Source organism: Mesorhizobium sp. M4A.F.Ca.ET.020.02.1.1 (assembly GCF_004022645.1).
Classification (GTDB): Bacteria; Pseudomonadota; Alphaproteobacteria; order Rhizobiales; family Rhizobiaceae; genus Mesorhizobium.
Genome location: NZ_RZOI01000798.1, coordinates 1 through 2,588, shown reverse-complemented (window position 1 = coordinate 2,588; position 2,588 = coordinate 1). Strand labels below are relative to the sequence as shown.

General features: G+C 61.6%; 4 protein-coding genes and 2 pseudogenes. 2 read left to right on the top strand and 4 right to left on the bottom strand.

Translation table 11 applies throughout. From position 1 onward, the window contains the following. From EN742_RS31280 to EN742_RS31270, 4 genes and pseudogenes are all read right to left on the bottom strand, one after another. Window positions 1-405 (bottom strand): annotated as a pseudogene (locus EN742_RS31280) (AMP nucleosidase); the annotation flags it as partial. Window positions 406-543: 138 nt separating this feature from the next. After that, window positions 544-738, bottom strand: a complete 195-nt coding sequence (locus EN742_RS31275) for a hypothetical protein (RefSeq protein WP_126055745.1) — start codon at window positions 736-738, stop codon at window positions 544-546. A gap of 32 nt (window positions 739-770) precedes the next feature. Then, window positions 771-923 (bottom strand): hypothetical protein, encoded by a 153-nt coding sequence (locus EN742_RS38345; protein WP_189375684.1) that lies wholly within the window; start codon window positions 921-923, stop codon window positions 771-773. Window positions 924-1,102: 179 nt separating this feature from the next. After that, window positions 1,103-1,444, bottom strand: coding sequence for a DUF2147 domain-containing protein (locus EN742_RS31270; RefSeq protein WP_126055744.1), 342 nt, complete (start codon window positions 1,442-1,444; stop codon window positions 1,103-1,105). Between the two features lie 435 nt (window positions 1,445-1,879). Here EN742_RS31270 and EN742_RS31265 point away from each other — a divergent pair, with 435 nt between their 5' ends. Together EN742_RS31265 and EN742_RS39760 are read left to right on the top strand one after the other, a co-directional pair. Continuing rightward, complete coding sequence (locus EN742_RS31265) at window positions 1,880-2,146, top strand: sel1 repeat family protein (protein ID WP_127405887.1); 267 nt, start codon at window positions 1,880-1,882, stop codon at window positions 2,144-2,146. 243 nt (window positions 2,147-2,389) lie between these two features. Beyond that, window positions 2,390-2,588, top strand: a pseudogene (locus EN742_RS39760) (hypothetical protein); the annotation flags it as partial.

Here is a 2,588-nt window from a genome sequence, read left to right as displayed (position 1 = left end):
ATGCAGCGGAATAGGCGTGGTCGATTCCGACACCGTTACCTGGACGCCATGGTTGCGCATGATCAGCCGAAGCTGCTCGACAAGGTAGTTTTCGAACAGCGCCGGCTGGGTGATGGTGGTCGAGAAATGTCCGGGCGTCGGCATGTGGCCATAGGCCTGTCGCGAGTCGACCTGGCTGAAGGAGGTCGTGGTGACGCCGATCTCGGGATAGAAGGCCCGGTAGCGCTTGTTGCTGTCGCCGCCGGCGGCCAGTGCCGCGAAGGAATCGCGCAGGAACTTGGTGTTGCGGTCGTAAAGCACCTGCAAGGCCGCGACCGCCTTCTTGGCGTCGTTGAAACTCTGCCTGCCGAAAGGCTCAGGCATGACGACCGATTCGATGGCTTGGGGGTAGATTCGCTTTTCCATGGCTCAATATAGAGAGTTGGAAGAGCGGTTGGGAGGGGGAGGCGGGCGCGAAGGCGGCCAAAGTGCCGATTTTTGTCCGCGTCTTGAGATGGAAGTGAGATCAGGTCAGCCTCGGCCTCGCCTGAGTATCGACGTGTTTCAGCCGCGCTGCAGGGAGACCAGCAACACGAAGCCGACGCCCGACTTCCGCGGCGAGGGGGCCTCGATCGTCGAGCCGTTATCGGCCCGCATCATCGGCACCGCCAGCACCGGGGCGGCAAGCAGCATCAGGATGAGCGCCGCCCGCGGCAGGAGCCGGAGGATGTTCAGGGCGCTGGTGGTGATGCGGTTCATGGTCGTTGCTTCTCGTTTGAGGGTTGGTCGGTTCAGCGGATGAAATGGTTCATGCAGCCCGGCCGGCAGGCATTGGCGCCATCCCAGGCGCGGGCCGGGCGTCCGGCCTCGGCCACCAGGATGGCGAAGAGCATGCCGAACAGGCTCATCAGCAGGCAGACGATGGCGAAGCGGCGGGTAAGCATGCGTTGATCCTCTCCTTCAATGCCGAGGAGAATGCCCGAGCGCCGCTGAACCGGCTCTGATGCCGGTATTCATCTGCGGTTCAAGTTCGTTGCTGAGAATTTGGTGGCGAGCCTGCCGCCGAAAAAGAAAACGGGGCCGCGAAGGCCCCGTTTTCAGGTGATGGCGGCGAAGGCGCCGATCAGAGCTTGTGCCAGGTCTGGCTCTTGCAGAGCAGGCCGCCGAGCACGCAGCCGCTCATCTTGAGCGAGGTGCCCGAAAGCGTCGCCTTGCCGGCATAGGTCTTGTCTGTTTCCGGGTCGGTTATGCTGCCGGCATATTTGTTGTCGCCGGCCGCCTTCAGCGAGCCGATCGTCTTGCCGGCGAATTTGCCGGTCTTCAGCGTGATGGAAAACGCGCCGCCGCCGCCGATCGCCGCCGTCTCGCCGGATTGCGTCTTCCAATTGCCCTCGATCGGATCGGCAAAGGCCGCGCCGGCCATGATCAAGGTGGCCGCCACGGCCAGGCTCACTTTTCGCAACATGTCTGTCCTCCCTATAGGTTCCGGTGGGCCCCGTCCCGCCTTCCTACCCCTTACGCAAACGTAAGCTAGTCCAGCTTCCGGCAAAACAAAAGCGGTGCCGCCGGGGAAGGTTGCAGGATTTTGCCGCCCCCTCTGCAACGCGGAAATGAACGGGTCGCTTCGTGGTCTTTGGTTCCCGTGGTTAGCGGAGTCTTGATCCGATCGTTCGAAGTTTTCGTCAAATTTGCCGCAAACAGGCTCAACTGCGGGCTTTGTATGCTTAACGAATTTAAGTGTTTACCTCTTGTTTTAGCTTTGTTTTCCTCAAATTAAGCACGCCATTTAACGACGGATTCAAGGCTCGGCCTCATCCTCGAAAGCATCGAAAGAGCGGCCCCCCGAGGGATACCAAGGGACAGAAGGAGGCAGCTCTCGGGAGCCAGACAGGGGATTGAAATGGCACGTTTTGAAATGCTTGAAGGCGGCTTCGGCGCCATGGGAGCAACCGCCCAGGCCGACATTCTTTTCGAACTGGGCATGATGTATGCGACCGGCCGCGACTGCGAGACCGACGTCGTCGCCGCCCACAAATGGTTCAACATCGCCGCGATCAAGGGTTCGGTCCGCGCCGCTAAGCTGCGCTCCGAACTGTCAGCGGCAATGTCGAAGGCCGAGATCGCCAGGGCGCTGCGCGAAGCGCGCGAATGGATGACGATGCACTGAGGATATCCAGGGGGCCAAGGCCGCGCAGACGGCCGGCGCCAGGGACAAGGCCGCGGCAAGACGGTCGGACGAACAGGAAGACAGGGAAGCGACCGGGCGCGGGAGTGTTCGGGGAAGCTCGATAGGCAAAAGCTGCGACCGGCCGGGACAAGGCCGGCGCGGCTTTTGCCGTTTTAGGCGGTTCGCGATACATTGCAGGCCCAATCGAGTGCCGGCAATGCGCCAAGACATGCCGGGCGAAGGATGAAATTGTCCGGCCTCTCTGAAAGAAGCGCGGCCGAAACGGCCGCGCGCCAGTGGAGGAGTTCTATCGCTATGAAAAAATTGGGTATTTTGAGCGCGGCCGCATTGGGCCTGATGATGAGCGCGCCCTTGGCCTTCGCCGATGACATCACCATTTCCGTGGTTGGTCCGATGACCGGCCAGCTCGCCACCATCGGCG

What these genes read in the sequence shown, in the direction of transcription:
- EN742_RS31275 (WP_126055745.1), bottom strand. Translation starts at nt 738, where the DNA reads ATGAACCGCATCACCACCAGCGCCCTGAACATCCTCCGGCTCCTGCCG.
- EN742_RS38345 (WP_189375684.1), bottom strand. Translation starts at nt 923, where the DNA reads ATGCTTACCCGCCGCTTCGCCATCGTCTGCCTGCTGATGAGCCTGTTC.
- EN742_RS31270 (WP_126055744.1), bottom strand. Translation starts at nt 1,444, where the DNA reads ATGTTGCGAAAAGTGAGCCTGGCCGTGGCGGCCACCTTGATCATGGCC.
- EN742_RS31265 (WP_127405887.1), top strand. Translation starts at nt 1,880, where the DNA reads ATGGCACGTTTTGAAATGCTTGAAGGCGGCTTCGGCGCCATGGGAGCA.